Origin of the sequence: Streptomyces sp. NPDC056527, assembly GCF_042794475.1 — a bacterium.
Taxonomy (GTDB): domain Bacteria; phylum Actinomycetota; class Actinomycetes; order Streptomycetales; family Streptomycetaceae; genus Streptomyces.
The window spans coordinates 1-3,486 of sequence record NZ_JBHTTQ010000217.1; the positions used below are offsets into that span (position 1 = coordinate 1).

The window sequence follows — 3,486 nt, forward strand, 5'->3', positions numbered from 1 at the left end:
TTCACCGACGCGGGGTGGAGCAGCTCGGTAGCTCGCTGGGCTCATAACCCAGAGGTCGCAGGTTCAAATCCTGTCCCCGCTACTCAGTAGCAAACGAAGGCCCGGATCCATTCACTGGATCCGGGCCTTCGTCGTGTCGCCCACCATCGGGCTTGACCTTTACGCAACGTCAAGATTTAGCGTTTTCCCCATGGAGTGGTCGATCCAGGAGATCGCCAGGAAGGCCGGCACCACCAGCCGCACTCTCCGGCACTACGGAGAGCGCGGACTGCTGGAGCCGAGCCGGATCGGCGCCAACGGTTACCGGTACTACGACCAGGCGGCGCTCGTGCGACTGCAGCGCATCCTGCTGCTGCGCGAGCTCGGGCTCTCCCTGCCCGCCATCGCCGAGGTCCTGGCGGGTCAGCGGGACACGCCCGCCGCCCTCCGCACCCATCTGCTCCTCCTCGAACAGGAGCGGGAGCGGATCGGGCGGCAGATCGAGGCGGTGCGGACCACTCTCCACAAGACGGAGAACGGAGAGGAACTCATGGCGGAAGAAGTGTTCGACGGATTCGATCACACGCGGTACGAGGAGGAGGTCACCGAGCGCTGGGGCCGCGACGCGTACGAGAAGGGCGACCGCTGGTGGCGCTCGCTCGACGCCGAACAGAAGCAGGCGTTCATGGACGAGCAGGCCGGGATCGCCCGCGACTTCGGCCGGGCGGCCCGGGACGGCCTCGCCGCCGACAGCGACGAGGTCCAGGCGATCGCACGGCGCCAGGTCGCGTGGCTGTCGACGACCACGACGCCGACGAAGGAGTACGTGATCGGCCTCGGCCGGATGTACGTCGACGACCCGCGCTTCGGCCGGAACTACGACCGGCACGGCGAGGGCACGGCCCTCCTCGTCCGCGACGCGATGGAGGTCTACGCGGAGCGGAACATGTAGGGGCTTCGATCCCGAAGTAAACGGTGTCCGAAACCGGGCACGCCTCTTTGCGGCCGCGCACTGCCGCACCGTAACGTCACGCCCACCATGGGTGACGAGACAGCGATCGATGTTCGACGGCGGGCGCCCGCCGTCCTCGTCCTGCTCGCGCTCCTCGCCCTGCTGGTGAGCGTCTGCCACGGGACGAACGGGCATCATCCGCTCGCCTCCCCCGACGACACGACCACCGTCACCGCCCCCGCCCTGCCGCACGGTTGCGAGCGGCCCGGGGAGACGTGGTCCTTCGACGTCCATCTGCCCGCCCAGACGGTCCCGCAGCCCGCGGCGCCCGACGCCGGCGGAGCCGTACTCCTCGCCGATGCCGAGGTCTTCCCCGCCGATCCGCGTGCGCGCTGCGTCCGCGACCGGGCGGGACCCGGCCCCGAGCCGGGCCACCTGCTGATCGCCCTCGGAGTGAACCGGAACTGAGCACGGTCGCACGACACGACCAGGCTCCCTTTCGGTGTACCCACTTCAAGGACGTACTCCTGATGAACGAACTGCTGCCCGTCGCCGCGTTGTCCTCCCTCGCCGCGCAGACCGTCGGCAACACCCCGGTGCTGTGGATGGACGACGGCTACTGGGCCAAGCTCGAAGGCTTCAACTTCGGCGGCATCAAGGACCGCGCCGCCCTCCACATGGTCGAACAGGCCCGCCGCCGCGGAGAGCTGCGGCCCGGCGCGCCCGTCGTCGAGTCGACCTCCGGCACGCTCGGTCTCGGCCTCGCGCTGGCCGGCGTGCTGCACGGCCATCCGGTCCATGTCGTCACCGACCCCGGTCTCGAACCCATCGTCGAGCGGATGCTCGTCGCCCACGGCGCCACCGTCCACGTCGTCTCCGAGCCGAGCCCGCGCGGCGGCTGGCAGCAGGCGCGGATGGACCGGGTGGCGGAGCTGCTCGCGACCCTCGACGGGGCGTGGTGGCCGAACCAGTACGGCAACCCCGACAACCCCGAGGCGTACGCGGGGCTGGCCGGCGAACTCTCGGCGCAGCTCGACCGGATCGACGTCCTGGTCTGCGCGGTGGGGACGGGCGGGCACTCCGCCGGCATCTCCCGCGCGCTGCGCGCCACCTCCAGCCCCGCCCTGGAGCTGGTCGGCGTCGACAGCGTCCACTCCACCGTCTTCGGCCTCCCCGCGGGCGAGCGGCTGATGCGCGGGCTCGGCTCCTCCATCCACCCCGGCAACGTCGACCACGCCGCCTTCGACGAGATCCACTGGGTCGGTCCGGCCGACGCGGTCCGGGCGGCCCGGCGCCTGGCGTCGCGTCAGTTCGCCACGGGCGGCTGGAGCGTGGGCGCGGTCGCGCTCGTCGCCGGATGGCTGGCCCGCACACGGCCGCGCGGGACACGGATCGCGGCCGTCTTCCCGGACGGGCCGCAGCGGTACTTCGACACGGTCTTCAGCGACGAGTTCTGCGCGGCCCACGGGCTGCTCGACGCCCCGACGCGCGAGGAGCCGGCGGCGTACGAGGGCGATGCGGGCGTCGACGGCTGGACCCGCCGGGTCCTGGAGCGGGTCCGATGAGCGCCCGGGTCCCGGACCCCGCCAAGGGCGGGATCTGGCGGCAGAGCCGTACCTTCGAGCCCGCGGTACGGCTGCTCTTCCTCAACCAGCTGACCATCAACCTCGGCTTCTACATGCTGATGCCCTACCTCGCCGCCCATCTCGCGGACGGGCTCGGCATGGCGGCCTGGTCAGTCGGTCTCGTCCTCGGCGTACGGAACCTCTCCCAGCAGGGCCTGTTCCTGGTCGGCGGGGCGCTGGCCGACCGGCTGGGCTTCAAGCCGCTGATCGTCGCCGGCTGCGCGCTGCGGACGGTGGGCTTCGGGGCGCTCGCGTTCGCCCAGTCGCTGCCGGTGCTGGTCGCCGCCTCGGTGGCGACGGGACTGGCGGGGGCGCTGTTCAACCCTGCCGTGCGGGCGTACCTCGCGGCGGAGGCGGGGGAGCGGCGGGTGGAGGCGTTCGCGCTGTTCAACACGTACTACCAGGCCGGGATCCTGCTCGGGCCGCTGGTGGGGGTGGCGCTGACGGGGGTGTCGTTCCGGCTGACGTGCGTGGTGGCGGCGGTGCTGTTCGCCGTACTGACGCTGGTGCAGCTGCGGCACCTTCCGGTACGGGGCAAGGCGGCGGATGCGGCCGAGGAACGGGGCCAGTTCCGTACGGTGCTGACCAACCGCACCTTCTGGCTCTTCTCGCTGGCGATGACCGGCTCGTACGTCCTGTCCTTCCAGGTCTATCTGGCGCTGCCGCTCGCGGCGGACGGCACGGCGGCGACGACCGCGCTCTTCGTGGTCTCCGCGCTGGTGGCGCTGGCCGGCCAGCTGCGGATCACGGCCTGGTGCCGGCGCCGGTTGAGCCGCGAGCGGTGCCTGGTCCTCGGCCTGGTGCTGATGGGCGTGGCCTTCCTGCCGCCGTCGGCCGTCCCCGGGCTCGCGGGGCTGCTGCTGTGCGCGGCGGTCCTGGCGGTCGCGAACGCGGTGCTCTACCCGTACGAGATGGACACGGTCGTCGCCC

4 protein-coding genes and 1 tRNA gene are annotated in these 3,486 nt (G+C 71.7%); all 5 read left to right on the forward strand.

Going from position 1 to position 3,486, the window contains the following annotated elements; genetic code table 11:
* Nucleotides 1–8: 8 nt before the first annotated feature.
* Nucleotides 9–82, forward strand: a tRNA-Met gene (locus ACFQ7Q_RS37885).
* A 108-nt stretch (nucleotides 83–190) separates the two neighbouring features.
* Entirely contained in the window at nucleotides 191–931 is a 741-nt protein-coding gene (locus ACFQ7Q_RS37890; RefSeq protein ID WP_383563747.1) for a MerR family transcriptional regulator, read from the forward strand.
* An 87-nt stretch (nucleotides 932–1,018) separates the two neighbouring features.
* Complete coding sequence (locus tag ACFQ7Q_RS37895) at nucleotides 1,019–1,399, forward strand: hypothetical protein (RefSeq protein WP_383563749.1); 381 nt, start codon at nucleotides 1,019–1,021, stop codon at nucleotides 1,397–1,399.
* 62 nt (nucleotides 1,400–1,461) lie between these two features.
* Complete coding sequence (locus ACFQ7Q_RS37900) at nucleotides 1,462–2,496, forward strand: PLP-dependent cysteine synthase family protein (protein WP_383563752.1); 1,035 nt, start codon at nucleotides 1,462–1,464, stop codon at nucleotides 2,494–2,496.
* On the forward strand, nucleotides 2,493–3,486 hold a 994-nt coding region (locus ACFQ7Q_RS37905), incomplete at its 3' end, for an MFS transporter (RefSeq protein ID WP_383563755.1). The genes ACFQ7Q_RS37900 and ACFQ7Q_RS37905, both read left to right, overlap by 4 nt.